Annotated in this window: 15 protein-coding genes; 4 read left to right on the top strand and 11 right to left on the bottom strand. The window is 57.0% G+C overall.

What is annotated here, in order from left to right; translation table 11 throughout:
• Positions 1-324: 324 nt before the first annotated feature.
• A complete protein-coding gene (locus tag J2X43_RS28625; protein ID WP_310300758.1) occupies positions 325-3,429 on the bottom strand; it encodes a response regulator in 3,105 nt (1,034 codons plus the stop codon).
• A 162-nt stretch (positions 3,430-3,591) separates the two neighbouring features.
• On the opposite strand from J2X43_RS28625, the gene J2X43_RS28620 reads away from it, so the two are divergent.
• Positions 3,592-4,593, top strand: coding sequence for a sensor histidine kinase (locus tag J2X43_RS28620; protein WP_112390624.1), 1,002 nt, complete (start codon positions 3,592-3,594; stop codon positions 4,591-4,593).
• Positions 4,594-4,610: 17 nt separating this feature from the next.
• Here the strand turns inward: J2X43_RS28620 and J2X43_RS28615 are convergent, their stop codons facing one another.
• The 5 genes from J2X43_RS28615 to J2X43_RS28595 all read right to left on the bottom strand — a co-directional run bounded on the left by J2X43_RS28615 (position 4,611) and on the right by J2X43_RS28595 (position 11,683).
• A complete protein-coding gene (locus J2X43_RS28615; RefSeq protein ID WP_310300635.1) occupies positions 4,611-5,771 on the bottom strand; it encodes a GAF domain-containing protein in 1,161 nt (386 codons plus the stop codon).
• Positions 5,772-6,115: 344 nt separating this feature from the next.
• Complete coding sequence (locus J2X43_RS28610; protein WP_112390621.1) at positions 6,116-6,331, bottom strand: CsbD family protein; 216 nt, start codon at positions 6,329-6,331, stop codon at positions 6,116-6,118.
• 123 nt (positions 6,332-6,454) lie between these two features.
• On the bottom strand, positions 6,455-6,718 hold the full coding sequence (locus tag J2X43_RS28605; protein ID WP_310300632.1) for a BON domain-containing protein: 264 nt from the start codon (positions 6,716-6,718) through the stop codon (positions 6,455-6,457).
• A 289-nt stretch (positions 6,719-7,007) separates the two neighbouring features.
• Entirely contained in the window at positions 7,008-8,516 is a 1,509-nt protein-coding gene (locus J2X43_RS28600; RefSeq protein WP_310300629.1) for a PAS domain S-box protein, read from the bottom strand.
• A gap of 38 nt (positions 8,517-8,554) precedes the next feature.
• On the bottom strand, positions 8,555-11,683 hold the full coding sequence (locus J2X43_RS28595) for a type II toxin-antitoxin system ParD family antitoxin (RefSeq protein WP_112444608.1): 3,129 nt from the start codon (positions 11,681-11,683) through the stop codon (positions 8,555-8,557).
• 924 nt (positions 11,684-12,607) lie between these two features.
• Between J2X43_RS28595 and J2X43_RS28590 the strand changes: the two genes are divergently transcribed.
• Complete coding sequence (locus J2X43_RS28590; protein WP_112390617.1) at positions 12,608-13,126, top strand: hypothetical protein; 519 nt, start codon at positions 12,608-12,610, stop codon at positions 13,124-13,126.
• An 85-nt stretch (positions 13,127-13,211) separates the two neighbouring features.
• Positions 13,212-13,409, top strand: coding sequence for a DUF2934 domain-containing protein (locus J2X43_RS31180; RefSeq protein ID WP_405049657.1), 198 nt, complete (start codon positions 13,212-13,214; stop codon positions 13,407-13,409).
• A 411-nt stretch (positions 13,410-13,820) separates the two neighbouring features.
• On the opposite strand, the gene J2X43_RS28585 is transcribed toward J2X43_RS31180, so the two are convergent.
• On the bottom strand, positions 13,821-14,069 hold the full coding sequence (locus tag J2X43_RS28585; RefSeq protein WP_310300624.1) for a DUF6894 family protein: 249 nt from the start codon (positions 14,067-14,069) through the stop codon (positions 13,821-13,823).
• A gap of 894 nt (positions 14,070-14,963) precedes the next feature.
• Between J2X43_RS28585 and J2X43_RS28580 the strand changes: the two genes are divergently transcribed.
• The gene (locus J2X43_RS28580) at positions 14,964-15,467 is read left to right on the top strand and encodes a DUF892 family protein (RefSeq protein WP_310300621.1); all 504 of its coding nucleotides are present in this window, start codon (positions 14,964-14,966) and stop codon (positions 15,465-15,467) included.
• A 66-nt stretch (positions 15,468-15,533) separates the two neighbouring features.
• Here the strand turns inward: J2X43_RS28580 and J2X43_RS28575 are convergent, their stop codons facing one another.
• The 4 genes from J2X43_RS28575 to J2X43_RS28560 all read right to left on the bottom strand — a co-directional run bounded on the left by J2X43_RS28575 (position 15,534) and on the right by J2X43_RS28560 (position 18,942).
• On the bottom strand, positions 15,534-16,694 hold the full coding sequence (locus J2X43_RS28575) for a PAS domain-containing sensor histidine kinase (RefSeq protein ID WP_310300618.1): 1,161 nt from the start codon (positions 16,692-16,694) through the stop codon (positions 15,534-15,536).
• An 8-nt stretch (positions 16,695-16,702) separates the two neighbouring features.
• On the bottom strand, positions 16,703-17,491 hold the full coding sequence (locus J2X43_RS28570; protein WP_310300615.1) for an alpha/beta hydrolase: 789 nt from the start codon (positions 17,489-17,491) through the stop codon (positions 16,703-16,705).
• Positions 17,492-17,788: 297 nt separating this feature from the next.
• Positions 17,789-18,313, bottom strand: coding sequence for a 2'-5' RNA ligase family protein (locus J2X43_RS28565; protein ID WP_112386770.1), 525 nt, complete (start codon positions 18,311-18,313; stop codon positions 17,789-17,791).
• Positions 18,310-18,942, bottom strand: a complete 633-nt coding sequence (locus tag J2X43_RS28560; RefSeq protein ID WP_112386772.1) for a TetR/AcrR family transcriptional regulator — start codon at positions 18,940-18,942, stop codon at positions 18,310-18,312. Before J2X43_RS28560 ends, J2X43_RS28565 begins: the two co-directional genes overlap by 4 nt.
• Between the last annotated feature and the right edge of the window lie 70 nt (positions 18,943-19,012).

Here is a 19,012-nt window from a genome sequence, read left to right as displayed (position 1 = left end):
CATCAGGGAAGTGTTCACGGATGCCGATATGCCGGGCTGTGAAGACAGCCTTGATCTAGCCAGACATATGCGAGCGGGTGGCCACCGGTCGCAATCCTAGTCACGTCAGGCGATCGGCGAGTTTCGCAAAGTGACTTGCCAACTGATGGCCGATTTCTCATGAAACCTTACAGCTCAGCGGAAGCTCTAGCCAATCTGACTGAAGTAAGAAATGATGGCACCATACCGTCGCACGGACACCGCCTTCGTGTCGGGCCGACTACGCGATTTTGATTTGATCCTGCATAGGTGCAAACTCGTATGCCACCAAGCAGTATAAGGTTGTCATTTCCGAGAGCGCGCCTGGGCGAGAATAGCCTTCAGTTGCTCCAGTGCGAACGGTTTGGGCAGCTGAAGCGCGTCCTCCAAGCCCGAAATGGACTTCGCATTGCTATCGCCGCTGGCAAAAACGATCTGCACTTCCGGCCGACGCTCCCGTATCGTTCGGGCCAAGTCGGTACCCGACATACCCGGCAATCCGACATCGGTAAATAGGACATCGATCGTTTCTGTTTCAAATATCGAAAGCGCAACTTCCGCCGAACTTGCCTCAAGGACCGTGTAGCCCAGTTCTTCGACCATATCGACCGTCGACATCAGGATGAGCGGCTCATCCTCAACCACGAGGACCGTCCCGGTTTCGCTAGCTATCGGTTCGCTAGCCTGATCTTGACGGTTAAGACGCTCCAACGCGATCCGGTGTTGCTGTGCATTGGCGAGGACATGCCGCACTTTGCGCGCCAGTGCCTCGCGCGTGTACGGCTTGGACAGGAGCTCGACTCCGGCGTCCAGCCTGCCGCCGTGGACGATCGAATTCTCTGTATAGCCCGAGGTGTAGAGGACTGCCATACCCGGAAGAAGCGCCTTTGCCTTTCGGGCGAGCTCTACGCTGCGCATGGGTCCTGGCATCACTACATCGGTAAACAAAAGGTCGATTTTCATGCCGCTGTTCACAATAGCGAACGCCGACTGTGCGTCATGGGCCTTGAGGACGCGGTACCCCAGGTCGCTAAGCAGCGCCACCGAAGTATCACGAACACCGTCGTCATCTTCGACGACAAGAACGGTCTCCGTGCCTCCGGTAGGCGGGATTGCGCTCGCATCTGTCAGCGTGTCCTCGACTTGCATCGTGCGTGGCATATAGAGCTTCATAGTGGTCCCATGGCCCACTTCGCTGTAGATTTTCAAATGCCCCCCGGACTGCTTCAAAAAGCCATAGACCATTGAAAGTCCCAGACCGGTCCCCTTGCCGTCCGACTTCGTGCTGAAAAATGGTTCGAGCACATGATCTATTATCTCGGGCGAAATGCCGGATCCGGTATCGGTTACCGCAACCAGGACGTACTGTCCTGGCCGCACGTCATCGTGTGCGCGCGCGTAGTCCTCATCGAGGACGGAGTTTGCCGTCTCGATCGTCAAACGCCCTCGGCCACCCATTGCGTCTCGTGCGTTGATCGCCAGGTTTAGTATTGCATTCTCCAGCTGGCTGGGATCGATCAGACTGTTCCAAAGGCCGCCTGAGACAATTGTTTCGAGTTCGATTTCTTCACCCAGCGCCCTCCGCAGCATGTCGTCCATGTTCTGAACCAATCTGCGAACATTGATAACCTTCGGCTCCAGCGGCTGTCGCCGGCCAAATGCGAGAAGCTGCGACGCAAGTTTTGCGCCTCGCTCGACACCGGCCAGCGCATTTTCGAGCCGCTGTAAAGCACGAGGATTGCCGTCTACATCCTTCGACAGCAGCTGGAGATTGCCACTCACGACTTGGAGAAGATTGTTGAAATCATGTGCGACGCCGCCTGTGAGATTGCCCAGCGCCTCCATTTTCTGTGCCTGTCTCAACGCGACCTGTGCATTCTCGCGTTCGACCGTTTCTTTTTCGAGATCGAGAAGAGCGGTCCTCAGCTCCTGGGTGCGCTGCTCAACCCTTTGCTCAAGGGTGTTATTGAGGCTGTGGAGCTGCTCCTCGGCGCGTTTCTGGTGCGTGACATCGAAGCCATCGACAAAAATTCCGGTGACCAGCCCGTCGTGATCGAATATTGGCTGGTAGATCAGGTTCATGAACCGCTGGTCCGGTTTCTCGCCCTCACGCTGTAGCATGACCGGGAGATAACGGCCGATGTACGGCCTCCCTGTCTTGTAAACACCGTCTAGTAATTCGAAAAAGCCTTGACCGGCAACTTCCGGCAAGGCGTCTCTCACCTTTAAGCCCACGAGCGGTCTGTTTCCTACGAGTTGTAGGTAGGCATCGTTGGCGAGCTCGAATACGTGATCAGGGCCGCTCAAAATACACATGAAGCTCGGGGCTTGCTGAAACAAACCGCGCATGCGATCCCGTTCAGTGGTGCGAAGTTCGACTTCCGAGGCAAGCTGGCGGTTCAGCTGTTCAAGGGCAGCGGCCGCCCTTTCCCGCATTTCTGCCGCTTCGGCCAAAGCCGCCGCCCGCCGCCGCTCTGTTTCGAAAGCTTCCGCACTCGCCAAGCGAGACGTTATCTGGCCGGCGATCAATTTCAAGAAGTCGAGATATTCGTCGGTTGCAATTCGATGCGGATTAAGTCCGCTGATCAGGATCCCCTTTGGACCGTTGTTGCCCTGTCCGATCAGCGGCAGGACCATGGCCTGAGACGGCGGCTTGTGCCATGGTCCAGAGGGGACATTGCTGATCGCCGAAAGGTCCACCATCTCGGCGACCTGTTTCGTCCAGGCTTGCTCAGGGTTCCAGATGTCACTGCCGCGATTTATACACGCGGGCAAAAGACCGTCGCCGTCGGTCGTGCCACAAACCCATTGCCGTATCGCATTTCCATCTGCGTCGAAAATATAAAGCGCGCTGAAAGGGAGGTCACGCAGGTTCTCCGATAGGGTGCAATGCGAGGCCGTGAAGACCTCATCTTGCGTGTTCGCAGCCGCAAGCCCGGAAGCGAGTGCACGCATTGTCGACATACGACGTTCGCTGATAACCCTCTCGGTCTCTTCCGTAACAGCGCAAAAGACGCCCTCCACCTTGCCGCTATCGCCAATGAGCGGACTGTAGGAGAATGTGTGGTAGGTCTCCTCGGTGTAGCCGTTGCGCTCCAGCAGGAGAGGAAGCGCCTTGTCCCATGTTGACTGGCCGTCCTTGTAAACTGTGTCGAGGCGTCCTTCGATATCGTTCCAGATTTCCGACCAGAGGATCTTTGTCGGGACGGCGAGTGCATTCGGATGCTTGTTCCCAAGTGTCGGCCGGTAGGCATCGTTGTAGAAGAATGCGATGTCTGGCCCCCATCCGAGCCACATTTCAAACTTGGATGTCAGCAGGAGCCGTATGGCGACCTTGAGCGCTTCCGGCCATTTGTCCGGCAGGCCGAGTGAGCTGCTCGCCCAGTCGTGACGACGCATCATCTGCGCCATCTCGCCGTTGCCAACGAAAATATCGTGCAATTGATTGGAGGCTTGTACGTTCATAGCATTTCCATCGCAGGGTCGCAGACGCCACTTAGGCTATTGATAACACTTGTCCAGCCCGCTAGTTCTGGATCGGGGCGAGTTTTTGCATCTGGTGGAAAATTTACGATGAGCCAAGCGAAATCACAGCCAGATTGGAGCGCCGACGAGCTTAGGCGCGCTGTCAAGTCTGCCGGCGTGGCGCTGTGGACCTGGATTGTCGATGACGACGCATTCTTCATGGACGCGAAGGCATACGAGCTGTGGGATATCCCTGTCGAGGAAGACCTGACCTTCGAGCATCTATCCGCTAAGGTGCATCCTGCGGATCGGGACCGGGTAAGGGCGGCGTTCGTCGCGACCCGAGCCATTGATGGTGCCTTCGAGATCGATTTCCGTATCCTGACCGGTGGATCGGATGTCAGGTGGATTTCCGCGCGAGGCCAGGGCAATGAAGGGGATGCAGCGACCAACAAGATGACCGGAATTTTCCTCGACGTGACAGGCCGCAAACAGGCGGAGGAAGGTCACGAACTGCTCGCTGGAGAGATGAGCCATCGCGTCAAAAACCTGTTGGCGCTGGCGGCAGGTCTTACAAACATCACCTCCCGCTCGACGGAAACGAAGGAGGAAATGGTTCTGCAGTTGATGCAGCGCCTGACGGCACTCGGCCGGGCCCATGAACTCGTGCGCCCGCTAGCGGACGGGCAGGGGAGCGCCGCCTTGCTGGGCGATCTGTTCACTGTGCTGCTCGCGCCTTATGACGACGTAGGTGCCTTTGCCGGTCGCATCCGCGTGGCGGTGCCGCGTATGGGGTTGGGGGAAAGGGCGGCGACAAGCCTCGCCCTCGTCATCCATGAACTGGCGACAAATTCGCTGAAGTACGGCGCATTGTCGAATGACACGGGGTTGCTCGATATCTCCGGGACGCTGAGTGAGGAAGATCTCGAGATCGTCTGGAGCGAGCATCGGGAGAGTGGGGTCAACACTGGTTCGACCACAGAAGGATATGGCAGCAAGCTTTTACAGCGCACCATCTCTGGACAGCTGGGCGGTGCGATCGACTACGAATGGGTTGAACACGGTTTGGTGGTGACGTTGCGCCTCAAGGCAAGCCGACTTGCCGGGTGAGTTCGCCTGCCCAGAAACTACCTGCCGATGGCCGATAGCGGAATTTCGAGGGCGACCAACAAACCATCGCTCGCGAAATCTCGCGTGATCGTTCCCATGAGCTGCGCTTCCACGGTCCGGGCCACCATTCTGGTCCCGAAACCTTTCCTCGACGGGTTTTGCGTGATCGGTGGCCCGCCGATTTCCCGCCAAGTGATCTTTAACGTGTCACCTAAGCTGTTACATTCCAAATGGATGTAGCCATCGCCAGTCGATAGTGCGCCATACTTGGCTGCATTAGTTGCAAGTTCGTGGATTACCAATGCGAGGGCAGCCGCGGTCTTCTCGCCGACGGTGATGCTCTGGCAAGAGACGATAGCCTGCTTTTCATCCCGTTTGAAAGGCGCTAGCAAGGCTTCCATCAAGCCCGCGAGACCGCATGCAACACCGTTCCCCTCAGGCCTCGAATCGATGATGAAATCGTTGGCTCTGCTCAGCGCCTGTATCCGTCCAGTGACGCTGCGCACAAATCCATCTAGATTGCTCTCGGTCCTCGACGAGACGAGGAGCAGGCTGGATATGACCGAGAAGATATTCTTGATACGATGCGCCAACTCGCCCTGGATCAGAAGACGCTGCTCATCGAACTGCGCCAGTCTTGCGACGCGTTCTCGCAGGGAAATTTGCTCTTCCACCAGTTTGGCAAAATCAGCGAGTATCTCTTGCTCACGAGCCGTCCATTTGTGCGGCTCGGCATCAATGGCGCAAAGCGAACCCAGGACATGACCATCTTGGTCCAGAAGCGGGATGCCAAGGTACGCGCGCACGTTCAGATCCGGAATAGCAAGATTGTCGCAAACAAGAGGGTCGAGTGTTGAATCTTCGATAACGAGGGGAGCAGCTCTTGCAACGACATGCTGGCAAAACGAATGTGTCAGAGGTGTTTCTCGATCGGTCTTCCAGGGTTCAGGAAGACCAAACGAACTCTTGAAGAACTGCCTCTTTGTGTCGACCAATGAAACGAGCGCCACCGGGACCGACAAGGTCGCAGCAACGAGCCGTGTCAAGCGATCGAAGCGTTCCTCTGGCCCACTGTCCATCAATTCGGTCTGATAGAGCGCGTTAAGTCGGTCTGGTCCGATGTCCAACGAGGTTGGGACGGTATCGTGGTTTGACAGGGTGTCGTGAGTTAGGGTCAAGTCGCATCCTTGCATCGTCGAAACCGATGGTCACCGTATTGAAGACAGGTTCTTCAGTTCCTGTAGCCAACTAGACACCCCTCACGTCGGAAGCAAGTCAAAAGGCTGGAAACGAAGTCGGACAGCTTGGTAAAATGCTGAATGGCGCCGATCGATTTCAAGCTGGCGCCATTCTCATAGCTTACTGATCTGAGTTTACCGGTGCTCGATTGCCGCACGCAAAGTTGTTTTCTGAGTTCCTGCGGACCCGCCGATCCAGGCGGCCGCTGCGCCGAGCAGTAACGATTTTCCTGTGCGGGAAGTGGGACGGACACAGCCGTCACGGCTGTGTCCTCGTTGGGATGCTAGAGCTTCTTGTTGATGTAATCGGAAGCTGAATTGGCACCCTTCTTGGTTGCGTCCTTGGCGTCGCCCATAGCCTGCTGGGCCTCACCCTTGATTTCCTGAACCTTACCTTCGGCTTGCAGCTTTTCGCTTCCGACGAGCTTGCCGACGCCCTGCTTGATGTTGCCGATAGCTTCATTTGCAAGACCTGATGCTTTATCACCTGTGCTGCTCATAACGTATTCCTTTCGCTTACGTTTTTCCGTTTGCTTAAATTCGCGATGGAACGTTTTGTTCCAACGTAGGTTTGGAGGCGTTTATCTTTTGCATTGAACTGGCAGCGTATCGATCGGCCAGTATCAAATCGACGGTTTCGGCGGGCGCACTTGCAGGTTGCAGATGACCCTGCCCGTCGCGAAATCGGTAGCGATCGCCACTGCTTCACGCGCGGCCCTCTCTGACGATGCCACGCCGTGGAGCAATATGTCGCCGCCTGCAATTTCGACTTTAATCTGGCAGTCTTCGAGGCCAAGCGCGTAAGCTAGCAGGGCGCTGAGTGCTGCACCCGCACCACAGTAATCTGCGGAGAGGGTCGCCGTACCTGAATAAAATGGGAAAAGCATCTCAATAACCTCCTGGAAGGATCAGTAACCGAAGCTTGCCAAACGGCGGTTAGCCATTCGGTGCAGCGCCGCGGCCCGAGGGCCTCGCTGCGTCTTCCTACGGCCCGAATTTTTGCCGACGACTTATCCATCATGCAGCCCTTTTCACCTATGGTGCGTCGATCATCCGACCCCGGCAAAGCCGGTGGCATGACTTTGAAACTAGCGCTGGAGCATGAGAATTTTCAGAGCGAAAAATACTAGATCGCCTAGTATCAAACGACCTTTTTAGCAGGTACACGTCGTAAAATTACTTTTTCTTCTTCTTGTGATCTAAGGCCTTGCCAGTGGCAGCGCCTGTGAAGCCACGTTCTCGCGCCCATATCACTGCTGCCGCGCGGCGATTGACGCGGATCTTTCCATAAAGAGAGGTGACGTGATTGCGGATCGTGTTCCTCGACAGGTGCAGGGTTTGAGCCATATCGGCGTCACTTTGTCCGACGCAGATAAGACCTAAAATCTCGCGCTCCCTGTCACTCAACTCCATCAGTGTCGCCGTGGGCACCGCTGTTGACGCTTGTTTGAGTGTCGCAAGCCGCTCGACGATGGAGCGGCTGAACCATGAAGTGTCCGCCATGACGCTCTCGATCGCTTCGACCAATTGCGTCTCGCTACGCCGGCGCTCGGTCACATCCTGAAGAGCCCAGATCACGCATTGCTCGTCGTTGATCTCGACCCTTTCCGCAGACACAAGACAGTCCGCCATTGCACCGTCTTTTTGCTTCAAGCGTGTCGGCTCGTTACGCACGAAGATGTTGTCACGCAGCTTTTGCTCCAGCGCCCGCCGGGCTGCCACGTCTTCCCAGAGGTGAAGTTCAGCGGCTGTTCGGCCGACGACCTCTGTGAGGCCATATCCCGAAATCTGCAGGAAGGCATCGTTCGCCTCTGTGAAAACGAAATCGGCGAGGCGCGATATGGCGGCCGGCGCAGGCGATAGACGGAAGGATTTCGAAAATCGCTCCTCGCTTTGACGCAGGGCGTTCTGGGCTTTCCTGCGGGCATCGAGGTCCGCAAAGGTAAAAAGCATACACAGCTCTTCGACCACGGAAATAGGCTCGCCGGCGACAATCACAAGCCGGTCACCACCGTCCGGCAGAGGAATTAGCGACTCGCGGTGGCGGATTACCCGCCCTTCGCTGAGCTTCAGAAGCGCGTCATCCCCAGTTTCACAGTTTGAGAACAACCCGACAGCGTCGACAGTCTTGCCGATCACGTCCTCCTTGCTGAAACCCGTCATTTCAAGAAAGCCCTGATTGACGCGAATGAACCGATTGTCCTCCAGGCGGCAGATAAGGCCTGGAGCGGGATTGGCGTTGAAGGACCGTTCGAATCGTTCCTCGGCTTCAAAGCGCGGCGTTTCATCTCGCAAGATCAGCGCGAGCACATCCGCTTTACCCCCGGCGTCGGAGATGACCATGCTCCGAACGGTGTGCACCCAGACCAGATCGAGGTTATCGCTGGGCGAGACTTCGACCGTCATATCGTCGATCGTCTCGCCGGCCAGCAGCCGTTCGAGCGGGTACTGTCCTTCTTCCAGCGGATGGTTGTTGCGATATCGCAAAGTGAATCGACGTCGGTAGCCCGCTGCATCCCTTCCGAGGTCGTCAATTGCCTTTGCACGATGCATGACGATCGCCGCATCATTCGCCCAGGCAATCGCGCCCGCCTGATCAATGAGTATGATGCCATCGCTGAGGCCGCCTATTAGTTCCTGCAGGCTGCCCCGGTTGATGCGTGGAGGCTCGAGTCTGTCGTTCATTAAAGGATCCTTGGACGTCACGCCGCGCGCCGTGAAACCTATTTCGTCGCGTCCACTTCGTCTTCCTGGTCAAGCGACTTGGAGATTGCGTCTCTTGGCAGGATCGCCCGGTTGAGTTGCTCGGCATCGTAGGGCTTGCTGAGAACGACCCCGTCGGAAGCCCGCACGGCCGAGGCGTCACCGGTCGCGAATATGATCCTCGACCAAGGCCGCAAGGTGCGCGCCCGCTCCGCAAGGACCTTGCCCGAGGCGCCTGGAAGGCTGATGTCCGTGACCAGGACGTCGAAGGGAACCGTTTCTAGCGCGGCCATAGCTTCCTCGGCGCTTCCCGCGTCGACCACGATGTGGCCTGCTTCCTTGAGGATATCGGACGTGTTCATCCGGATCAGCGGATCGTCTTCGACCAGGATGATCGTTAGCTGTGCAGATGGTTCGGGCAACGAAGTCTCAGGGGCTTTTGGAGCCGGGGAGGGCGCAGCACCCGACTTTTGTCGCTGATTGTTGATGACGTGCCTGAACTTTTTTGCCAGGGCATCCCGGGTGTACGGCTTCGAAAGAAGCTCGACGCCGGCGTCGAGCTTGCCGCCGTGGACGATGGAATTCTCGGTATATCCCGATGTGAACAGCACGGCGATCTCGGGGAGGCGCTCTTTGGCCTTGCGCGCCAGCTCAGGGCTTTTCAAATTGCCGGGCATGACAACATCCGTGAACAGGATGTCGATGGGTATGCCGCTATCGATCACGTTGAGCGCGCTGGCCGCATCGACCGCCTTCAGCACACGATAGCCGAGGTCTGCAAGGAGGGCGACAACGGTCTCCCGCACCTCTTCGTCATCCTCGACGACGAGGACGGTTTCAGTGCCACCTGCTATCGGGCCGTTGTCGACGTTCACTTCCATGTCTTCGGCCTGGAGGGCTCTGGGAAGATAAAGCTTGATCGTCGTGCCGTGACCGACTTCGGAATAGATCTTAACATGACCGCCTGATTGCTTGACGAAGCCGTAGACCATCGAAAGCCCGAGGCCGGAACCCTTGCCCTCGGCTTTCGTCGAAAAGAACGGTTCGAAAACCTTGTCAATGATCTCCGGCGACATGCCGGTTCCCGTATCTGTGACGGCCAGCAGCACGTATTGACCGGGCGTTACTTCATCGTGCGTTCGCGCATAAAGCTCGTCGAGATGCGCGTTTGACAGTTCGATGGTGAGCTTGCCCTGGCCGTCCATCGCATCACGCGCATTGATGGCGAGGTTGAGGAGCGCATTCTCGATCTGGGCAGGATCGATAAACGTGTTCCACAGCCCACCCGCCACGACGGTTTCGACCTCGACAGCCTCGCCAATCGCCCGGCGCAGCATGTCGTCCATGCCTTGTACGAAGCGGCTGATGTTCACGACCTTGGGCTCAAGTGCCTGACGCCGACCAAAGGCAAGGAGCTGGCTTGCGAGCTTGGCGCCGCGGCTGACACCCGCCATTGCGTTCGACACGCGTTTCTCGGCACGCTCATTGCCGGCGATGTCTTTCGCAAGCAGTGCAAGATTTCCCGATACCACCTGCAGCAAATTGTTGAAGTCGTGAGCCACGCCGCCCGTCAATTTGCCAACGGTCTCCATCTTCTGAGATTGCGCAAGCTTGACTTCCGCCTGCCGGCGCTCGGCGATTTCCGCGATAACGCGGGCCTCAAGCGTTTCGTTCAGCTGCCGTAGTTGATCCTCAGCTCGTTCGCGATGCCGGACCTGCTGCGCCAATGTATCTGCCTGCTCCCGCAGCGCAGCTTCGGCTGCCCTTTGATGCGTGATGTCGGTGTGCACGCCGACCCATTCGACGATCTCGCCGGTCTTGTCGAGAATAGGCAGGGCGCGTACCGCAAACTGGCGCCAAGCGCCATCATGCCTGCGCACCCGGTGCTCGTATAAAAACATGGTCTTCGTCGCGACCGCCCGCTGCCAGGCCTCCACACTTCCAGCAGAATCGTCCGGGTGGACCGCCCTCGACCAGCCGTATCCCTGATACTCATCCTGCGTCTGCCCGGTGAGGGCGGCCCATCCGGGTTGTTCCCCGACCATGCGGCCATCGGCGCTATTGGTCCATAGGATCCCGTGGACCGCGTCCATGGCGGTGCGGAAGCGCCCATTGCTGAATGCGATGGCGGCCTCGCGGGTCGCACGCTCCTCCACATCGATGCCGAGAATATGGACGCCCGGTATCGAACCATCGGGCTCGACATGCGGTACATACCGCACTTCCAGGCGCCGCACTGTACCGTCGGCACGCGGCATAGTCGTTTCAGCTGAAAATGTCTCGCCCGATAATCCACGATCGATCGAGGCTTTTCGGTCGGCGTAAGCCTGCTTGCCTATCATACTTTCTACGTGCTGTCCGACCATCGACTGCGGATCGATATCAAACCAGTCTCGGTAAGCGGCGTTTGCAAAGCGATAGATGTGGTCGCGATCCACGTAGGAGATCAGCATTGGAACGGCGTCTGTGACCCGACGCAGCTCGGCCTCGCGTGCAGCAAGCTTGGTCTCCGCGGTAACCTTCGCACTGTTATCGACGATCGTGCACATAACCCCGCCCACCGAACCGTTTGCGTCGTAGACAGGCGTGTAGAACAGGTCGAGCATCATTGTCTGAGGACCATCCGGTCGTTGAAAAACGATCGGTTGATCACGATGAACCACGGTTTTGCCGTTCAGGCCGACTTGCAGAATCGCCTGGTTCCAGTCCCAGACCTCGGGAAAGGCGGTTGCAACGGGCGTGCCCAATGCCATCGGATGACGCTCCCCTGCGATCTCCCGGTAGGCATCGTTGTAAAGCATGATGTGATCAGCGCCCCACATGAGCACCTTGGCGACCGGTGAATTTACAATATTGGCGACTGTCGCCCGTAATTCCGCAGACCATTCCTCAACCGCACCAAGGATATGATTGGCCCAGTTCTTGGATCGGATGAGGTTGCCACATTCCCCGCCGCCAATGGGCCAGCCGGTAGCAGGGGTTGGCTTCGGCTTTCCATCCACGTCCCTAAGGGCGCGAAGGCCCGCGCGCACGACCTCGCTGGCATTGGCAAAGTTGCCGGATGCGAGACATTGGTTGATGAAACCCTCAAGTTCGGGCGTAAGTGAAACGTTGCGGGATTGACGATTGATCATGGCTGTACGTGCCATTGCGAACTGACTGTGTCAACTGATGTCACGGTCCAGGAAATTTTGCGGATTGGTATAAAACTGACTTGCCAGATCCCCGCTCTATAGGGCTGATTTAGGAGCGATTTCCTGGAGCAGCGGGATGACTGGCACCTGACCGATAGCCGAACAAATCGCCCTCTCCATCCAGTCCATCACCGGACTTCCGAGACCACCGTACCGATCAATATCAGACCCGCTATACCAACGTAGATGCTCCACAGGACAGCTATAACCCGTGGATTCGTCTTCGCTCTTAAAATGCGGCCATCTATTGGAGCATGGCGTGCTGAGACGTCTTTGAACCTAGACATTTTACGTTTTCGGCCCGTCTTTCGAAGGTTTTTCTCTGGCGTCTCGCAAGCCTTTTTCTGCCTGGTCCTTCAATTTCTCACGGGCTTCATCCGCCGTGTTAGGTCGGTTCGTGCCGCGTCGCTGGTCGGGTCGGGGTTCTTATAGGTCATAGCTTCATCCTCGTTGCACAGCGAACAACCAAGGGGCGGTATAGTTCCCTCAGTTTCATCGCCTATTCTGGCACGGCGTTGACAAGGCTGCGTAGGTGTCGCTCGCGTTGGTTTGAAGCAAGACTGCGGTCACTACGTCCTATGTACGAAGCGATGAAATCGTTACGCACTGAATCATGAGCGTATGGTCGGCATGGAACCGGAACCCTCAACTTTGGAACGGCAGAGATTTCGTTCAACTGAGCAAGGTCGATGCGAAGGAGCTAGCCGACGAGTTGAACGCGTGCGATGCCCAAGGAAATGCAGACCCGCTCCTGTAGAAATTCGCAGGTGGAGTCTTCTGCAGGGAACAAAGACGTGGTGAGAAGGTTTGCGTTCATACCTTCCTCTGTTACCAGCACATGCCGACCTAGCATCGGACGCGGTACGAAAGAGAATTTCCATGCATCGACACCTCACCCAGTCCTTAGCGACTGCGATCACACTGCTCGTCCTTTTGTCAGGCAGTGTTGCCCATGCCGATGAGGCGCCCTTTTTGAAATCTCTTTCTGGAAACTGGAGCGGCAAAGGAACCGTCAAGGTGCGTGTCAACGCCCCGACCATAAATGTCACCTGCCGCTTCAGGTCCGACACCAGCACCAATTCATTAGCCCTCGGTGGCAAGTGCACCAGCCTTGCCATCTTCTCGCGGGTCATATCCGCAAACCTCAAGGCGAACGGTGGCCGTTACTCCGGCTCTTATGTCGGCGCGGGCACGGGAACGGCCGGTCTCGGTGGGCAACGTTCTGGCGACACCATCAACCTCGGCATCACCTGGGCGAAGGAGGTTAACGGCGACAGGAAAGCGCAGATGACTATCGAAAAAATCGGCTCATCCGGAATGCGTCTTACCACCATTGATACGGATTCGAAGACAGGCAAACCGGTCATAACCAGCCGAATTGAGCTTCGCCGAAACTGAGGCTCGAGAAAGCTTTTGTCATGAGCCCTCGAACGCGCCGCACGCCGCAAGACGACTTCATCAAGTTCAACATAAGGAACACGCCATGCAGCGGTCCCATGACGATCAGCTTCGAGCTCGCGCCTATGCCATATGGGAGCGCGAGGGGTGCCCCACCGGAAAAGCTCTGGAGCACTGGGCTCTTGCGATAAAAGAGATGGCCGGCCAAGCTGCTCCATCTCTTGATCAAGGGTCCCGGCGCACTCCCCAGGAAGATGGTCCCCAGGCAGACGGGAAATCCTGAGACTTTCTTCTGGCCAGCGACGCGTGAGAGGCTAGTCCGTCATGCCGTGTCAGCGCTGTGTTGTTTTTTCCAGCCGGCAAGGAGAAACTTGTAGAGGTTTCTACCGCGCGTCTTGACCCCCATCGTGATGTCTGTAACGAAAGGGAAGTGCCGCGAAGCCTTCGCCGCATATCGCTCTGCTGCCGGCCACGGAGAACGCGCCGCCGATCTGGCGGACTCATAAGATCATAGATGGGCTTCTTCATCTCTGAGAGAGTAAACCTCAATTTCCGCGAACCAGTAGTGCCGTGCAATGTTTCGACTGTTCCGGATGAAGTGGTAGGCAGCAGGAGGTTTCGCGACGTAGGGTAGGGGAGTGGCAAGCCTTACCTAGCGCCGCGAAACAAAAGCCGCCTTTTCGGTAAACCGTAGTCATTTCACCACTGCCATTAATGGCACTTCACCGACGACCTCACCGCGCTCGTCGCGGATCACAAATGTCATGCCGTCAATCGGCACTGCATGGCGAACGTACTCAGCCACCATGTCACGAGCTGCAGCAAGCGCTTCACTGTGGGCGGCATCAGATGAAGGCAAGTCTATGCCCTCAACGTCTTCTTCGAGGTTATCACCCTCCCGAATATCAAAATAATACCTCATCGCGTTGGAATGCAAACCCAAACAGAATAGTTCCGCGTTTTCAGTGGTTCGCACGCTATAGGACAGAAACCCTATCGTTGAGAGTAGCTGCACTGCAAAGTGTGCAGTTGCTAATGCATCTAAGGGGGGATTACCATGAACGTATCATGGATATGGACGGAACCTACGTTAGGTAAGTCAAAGAATCCAATGATCTTTTTTGATTGGCACGGTATAATTCTATACAGTGTTCACGCATCCACGTCCGCACGATAGGTGACATACGTTGCGACGATTCCTCCATGAAGGGAAGCGAGCCCTGTTTGCGCGCTCGTCAATGACGACCGCGCCGGATCGATTGAGGCTCATCAATCTATCCCCTCCAATCAGGGTATGCTCAAGCAGCGAGTTGTCGCGTTGTCGACCGTGGTGGCCCGAAATCTTTCACTGGAGCATTCGCCGGGACGAGCAACGGATATGATTTCCCGGCGTCGAGCCGTGCGCCGCTCCTGTCCTTGGCGGCGCTGCTGCATTGCGAGCCAGCCCATGGGACCTTTTCCACCATCCCATCCGCGATTGTGATCGCCTTGACGCCTTAACTCCTGCAGGCGCCTCAATCTGGCCGGCTATGTCAAAAGGCAAGGATCCGTCTGGCTTCCGATGTACGAAGGCCAAAGGTCTGCGCGTGCTCCTGGATGGCGCGGGAAGGACGGAGTCTAATCTGGGTGAGGTCGATAAGTGCGGTCATGCGTGGAACTTAACCTCTCGGGGTCGGTTCATACGTCACGGTCGTGATAGTCGCGATCGAAAAAAGTCTCTCCGACCCATCGCATGATGTTCGCTCGGCGCCTTCGATGCGCGATCACAGCCTTATCGACCGCCACCCTGACGAAGCGGTGCATTCCCAATAGAGATACAGAACCCCAAGGAGCTATCATGGCCAAGGAATCCAAAACGCTTGACGTCATCTTTCACGACACCCTGAAAGACGTCTATTTCGCCGAACACAAGATCGTCGCCACGCTTCCCAAGATGGAGGAGGCAGCCCAGAGCAAGCAGCTTAAGGGCGCCTTCGTCAAGCACCTGGGAGAGACCAAGGTTCATATCGAACGTCTCGAGGAGGTCTTCAAGATCATCGGAAAGAAGCCGGAACAGAAGACCTGCGATGCCATGATGGGCATCGTCAAGGAAGGTTCTGAGGTCATGGAGGAGTATGCCGGCACACCAGCTCTTGACGCCGGCCTTCTCGCCGCTGCACAGGCAGTCGAGCATTACGAAATGTCGCGCTACGGCACGTTGCGCACATGGGCGCTAGAGCTTGGGATGAAGGAGGCAGCCAAGCTGCTGCAGACGACGCTCGACGAAGAACAGGCCACCGACCTTGCGCTCACATCGATCGCCACCTCTGTGGTCAACCAGAACGCCGAAAAGGCAGCCTGACCAACACTCGGCCGTTTGCGGGCGGCCGAGCCACAACCCCGTGCAGACGGGTAGCAGTCTTAGTTCCTATCGGACGCCGACATTGTCGTCGGCGATCTGCGCAAGCGGCATCGTGAAGGTGAAGCGGGTCTCGATGGCATCAGACGCAACGTCCAGCCTCCCACCGTGGGCGCGAGCGATTTCCGATGCGATATGAAGGCCGAGGCCCAGCCCCTGACGATTGCCGCTAGCCTCCCCGCGGATGAATGGCTCAAAAAGGCTTGCCTGCACGTCCTTGGGAATCGGCGTGCCCTGGTTTGCTACCCAGATCTGAAAGTTCTCACCGCTCACGCCAGCGAATATCCTGATTGGTGCGTCAACCTGTCCATAGGTGATTGAGTTCCCGACCAGGTTGGATACCATTTGGCCTATTCGTCCTCCATCGCAAGCGACAGGCTGATCGAGATTGATGTCGGCCTCAATGATGCGATCAGGATCGCTGGAACGGAGTTCGTCGACAACGTGGAGAATGATCGGGGCAAGCTCTTCCGGCCTGATCTGCAGACCTATTCCGCCTCCGAGGCGACCCCGCGCGAAATCAAGCACGTTGTCGATGAGATCGGACATCCTCTGGACGCTACCCTGCATGAGGTCGAGTAGTGTGGTTGCCTTTGCCGTCGCCGTTTCCCTTCGAAGAAGGCGACTTGCGGCGCTGATCGATGCGAGCGGATTTCGAAGGTCGTGGCCTAGAACGGCAATAAACTGTTCTCTGAGTTCGGCATTCCTGTGCTCAATATCGAGTTCTATCTGCATTTCTGCGCCCGCGGCATCGGCCGCCGCACGGGCATCGACGAGCTGGCGTTCGTAGCGCCTCCGCTCGGTTGCCCGAAAGAGCATCACACGGGTAAAGAGAAGCTCGTTGTCGGCGTTGCGCTTTTCCGTTGCGTTTGCGATGACGGGAAACCTGCTCCCATCCTGCAGTTTGAGATCGAGCGCGACCTCGTCGAAATGACCCTGCAGTCGAAGAAGTGGCGCAAAGTGGGTTTCGTAGAATATGCGGCCGGCTGTGTTCAGCAGGTCGCGCATGCGTTTTCCGAGGAGATCTTGCGCCGGAATACCCAACCACCTCGATAACGTCTTGTTGGACTTGATGATAAGGCCATCCGGCCCGAGCGAGAGATACCCGCAGGGCGCGTTTTCGTAGAGGTCTTCCAGATCTTCCGTCTGCGTGTCGCGGCCAGAATCCATCAAGGTTCTCAAATGAAGTCACGGATCGCGGCGATCACTTCGCGAGGCGCGCTCAGGTTTGGGCAGTGTCCAGTTGCGTCCAAAAGAACAATCTGGCTGCCCGGTACGTGTTCATACACATAACGACCGACGCCTTCGGAAGCGATGATGTCATCGCGGCTTTGAAGTACGATTGTCCGGGCCGTTACATTCGGAAGGTCGGCGCGATTGTCGGAAGTGAAGGTGACGCGGGCAAACGCCTTGGCGATCTCCGGATCGGTTCGACAGAAGCTGTTCGTCAGTTCCTCGCCCAACTCTGGTCGGTCTGGGTTGCCCATGATCGCAGGCGCCATTGCCTCGGACCATCCCATGTGATTGTCATCCAGAAATTCCAATAGCTCTTCGATCTCCGCAGGTCCAAAGCCACCAACGTATTCGGCGTCGTCGATGTACCGCGGGGATGGGCCCACAAGGATGAGGCTCTCGAAAAGGTCAGGCGCTTTCAGCGACGCAAGCACGCCGATCATCGCGCTCACGGAATGGCCGACGAATACCGCGTTGGAAAGTCCTATCTCCCGGCCGATCTCGACGACGTCATCAGCGTAACCGGACAAACTCGAATACTTTGCCGGATCGTAGGCGGAGAGATCTGAGTGACCCGCCCCGACATGATCGAAAAGTAGGGTCTTGAAGCCAGACTCGAACGCGGGGGCAACGAACCTCCACATGTTCTGATCGCATCCGAACCCGTGGGCGAAGACAATCGTCCGCGTGCCGTTACCTTGGATATGTACGTTGTTGCGGACAACGACTGACATGGTTCCCTCTGGTTACCCTGTCTAGCGTGTCTCAAATAACTCGGGATTTCGAGCGTTTCGAACCTAACCCCCACCCAAGTTTTGTCAAGGAAGCACGGGTTGAAGGTTCACATCCTTCAAGAGGAGCTTAGAACACTTGAGCCACTCGGTTGACGCGATCGCTTCCGTGATGCCCACATGCCCGAGGGACCAGTGATTCCGGTCGCGTTGACTGAAGCCGGAGAGCCATTCGCCCACCTGACATTTAAGAGTTTTTCGCCCGGTTCCGGGCATGATTGGCAATATTCCGTTTTGCCCTCATCCCAAAGGCCGCGTGTCGAAAGGCAAAAATTTCAAATGCTCCCACGGCCCCCCAAGATAGTTCCACAGATCGAGGCCGAGGATTTCAATGGTGTGGGGTTCTAAGCTCGTGGTCAGGTCGCGATAGAGCGCGTCGGCGGTTGCTCTCGGCGCCTTATTCTGGATTGTGATATGCGGCCGCCAGGTCTGAACGTCCTGCGAGCCCAGCCACGCGACGAACTCGGCCTTCAGTCCTGCTCGGATGTCCTCCAACTCTGGGCATGTGACGATGAAGGCGACGCCTGCGCCGAGGTGTCGGAGGCTGCTGACCGTCGCTGTCGTTACTCTCGCCTGTGCCGCAACGTTAGTAAGCGTTTTACAGATCCTGTCACGATACTCGCCTGGCAGCCTGTGAAACACTGTCAGATGCGCGCCGAGAACATTGCGGTCCGGGGGAAAATGCCTCTGCCGAAGGCGATCGAACGGCTCGATATCCCTCTCGGCTATCCTCGCGGTGACAATAAGTGGCTGACGGGTCTTCAATCCAAGCTTCCGGTGACGGTCGTGCGTTTCCCGGGCCAGGCTGTCAGGGCGACGTCGATCAGCCGTTTCAGAAGCGCGTTGCAAGCACCATCGCAGGCTTGGGCCGACATGCCCTGAATGATCGCTCCATAGAAGCGTGCCAGCGTGTCGGTATCAGTCCCGGCTGGCAGTTCGCCCTCGCTGACGGCGCGATCGAAGCGGGCTTTTAGAACCTGCATCGATGCCTCTCGAAGGGCTGCCGTCATTCGAGCGACCGAGGCATTTTCTTCCGCATGCTGCAGAACTGCGGTGGAGACCATGCAGCCCGCGGGCTTGTCCGGCTGGGTATCGCCATCGGCAATATTGTAAAGGTAGCGACCGAGTGCCTCATAAGCGGGCAGGGCGGATGCCAGGATTTCCCCTCGGCAACCGCTTTCGCGGGCGATGCTGAAATCCAGCGCCTGTCGATACAATTCCTCTTTCGAACCGAAGGTTGAATAGAGCGTCGGCGGGTTGATCCCCATTGCTTTGGTCAGGTCGGCGGTCGACGTCCCTTCGTAGCCTCGTTCCCAGAACAGGCGTGCCGCGATGTCGAGCCCGGTGTCGCGATCGAGCACGCGGGGCCTTCCTCGTTTACGAACCGGCTCCATTAAAATAGTGGTCCCTATTTAATTGTTGACAGATATGTTTCCACCCTTAATATAGCGATCACTATTTTAA

It is taken from the genome of Rhizobium sp. BE258, assembly GCF_031457345.1.
In the GTDB taxonomy this organism is placed as follows: domain Bacteria; phylum Pseudomonadota; class Alphaproteobacteria; order Rhizobiales; family Rhizobiaceae; genus Rhizobium.
Note: the sequence above shows the minus strand (reverse complement) of the source record. Positions and strands in the feature narration are given on the sequence as shown.